This is a genomic window from Microcystis sp. M53602_WE12, from assembly GCF_030065455.1.
Taxonomy (GTDB): domain Bacteria; phylum Cyanobacteriota; class Cyanobacteriia; order Cyanobacteriales; family Microcystaceae; genus Microcystis; species Microcystis aeruginosa.
In genome coordinates this window covers 1-2,027 of sequence record NZ_JASJFB010000289.1, presented here as the reverse complement: position 1 = coordinate 2,027, position 2,027 = coordinate 1, and the positions used below count along the sequence as shown (strand labels likewise).

Here is a 2,027-nt window from a genome sequence, read left to right as displayed (position 1 = left end):
TCAGACGGTCAATTACCTAATTTTCAGGGAAAAAGTCCAGGAATTTTCGCCCCGATCCCTCCAATGGCTGGCACTTTTTGAGGTCAAAAAAGTCTAAAAGTCTTATCCAACAAGGTTTTTAGATTTATTCAGCCAACCCTACTTAAGTTTTTGACGACAATAAATTTAAGCCGTAGCCACGGCAGCACCCTGGGTTCCTAATTGAATTAACTCGATCTTGTAGCCATTAGGATCTTCCACGAAAGCAATCACCGTAGAACCGTGTTTCATCGGGCCTGGTTCCCTGGTGACATTGCCGCCAAGGGCTTTAATTTTCTCACAGGTGCTATAGATATCATCCACGCCTAGGGCGATATGACCGTAAGCATTACCGACTTCGTAGCGATCGACTCCCCAATTATAGGTCAGTTCGATGACAGCATGATTAGCCTCATCGCCATAACCGACGAAAGCGAGGGTAAATTGACCATTGGGATAGTCTTTCTGACGCAATAACTTCATTCCTAGCACATCGCAGTAAAATTGTAGAGATTCCTGCAAGTTATTGACCCGGAGCATGGTGTGTAAGAGACGCATGATTATTTAGATGACATCGATCGAAAAATTATTCATCCTTGATTGTAACCAGTCCTTGGGCCTTCTTATCTCCTTGAGGGTCAACCATTTCACCAATACAAATGTACGAAACCTCACTCCCAAAAGCGATTAATAGCGGCTCTTCGGGACTTGGTATGGTTCGATAGGGGGGCATAAATCGACTAAATCCTTATCTGGCAAGAGATTTAATTGATTAGTTCGCTCTAGATCGCAAACAATTGACAAAAATCGCGGTAATGTCTTTCTCTATAAGGGTTTCATTCCTTATAACCCCCATCCATTGCATAACACAAACCGAAGAGCCTTAATAGCTGTAACCAAAATCACCTTTCTGGCCATATTTCAATTACTATCTATGGGATTTTCTTAGGCTATCCTGTAGTTAGTGGTAAAGTTAGTTAGGTCGAGACATTTTTGATCGGGAGTTTTCTAGGGAAATTTTGAAGGTAGTAGGTAGTAGTAAATTTTCAGTGGTTTCCGAAAACCCCTTTCGACTTGATTGACCAGTAGTTTAATAAAACCTCTGTGACTGCAATAAATGTTAAATATTTAGGGGAGTACAGAACAGAGAAATTGGGACGGGTTAAAGCTATGCGTTTTTATTTAGAGTACATCAATCACTTAGGTCGTTTACAGAAAAAATCCGCTCATCGTCTTCTGCAAGCGGGTTTCACGATTACAGAAGTTTTACTAGCAGGTTTGATGATGCTGATTGCCGTCTTGGTGTCGGGAAATGGCGTAATTAACCTGCTCAGAAGCAATTATCGAGCTAATGCTGAGAGTGAAATCCAAAATAATCTTAATCGTACTCTAGAGTTTGTTTCAGATGAAGTGAGACGGGCAAGAATTATCGCTGATTCTCAAGGGGAGATCAACACTGACAAAGTACCCTCAGGAGCGCAACCAGTTCTAGCTTTCCAAATTCCCGACCCCAGCAATCCCAATCGGCTGCTCGGTGAACAGATCGTTTACTATACCCGTACCACAGGCCCTGAAAGTAGCTTGACCGGTCCGCGAGTCTTGTGGCGCTATGGTCCAAACTTGGACCCTAATGGCAACTACACCACCCCCGCAAATGTTGTTACTTGGCAACATTCCCCCGTCACCGATATGTTAGCACCGCCTCCTAATGACCCCGTTTGTCTTGGGAATTTTAACCGAATCCCCGCCGCTAGTAGCGCGGTAGAGGGTTTTTATACCTGTGTTCGCCAGGGTGGTGGTAATCAAGTGATTTTGAATGCCAACGCTTGGGTAAAGATGACTACCGGTGAGAAATTTAACTACTCTGTCAGCACCGGAGTTTTCCCCAGAACCTGTGAAACATTTTGTATCGTAAGCCCCCCCCCTAGTCCCACCCCTAGTCCCACCCCTAGTCCCACCCCTAGTCCCACCCCTAGTCCCACCCCTAGTCCCACCCCTAGTCCCACCCC

The 2,027-nt window shown here is 44.7% G+C and carries 2 protein-coding genes; one reads left to right on the top strand and one right to left on the bottom strand.

The window, feature by feature from the left end; all coding sequences use genetic code 11:
- Positions 1 to 165 precede the first annotated feature (165 nt).
- On the bottom strand, positions 166 to 576 hold the full coding sequence (gene gloA, locus PX482_RS10395; protein WP_002758448.1) for a lactoylglutathione lyase: 411 nt from the start codon (positions 574 to 576) through the stop codon (positions 166 to 168).
- A 612-nt stretch (positions 577 to 1,188) separates the two neighbouring features.
- On the opposite strand from gloA, the gene PX482_RS10390 reads away from it, so the two are divergent.
- Positions 1,189 to 2,027 (top strand): PulJ/GspJ family protein (locus PX482_RS10390; protein WP_288122408.1); only part of this gene is annotated, 839 nt, incomplete at its 3' end.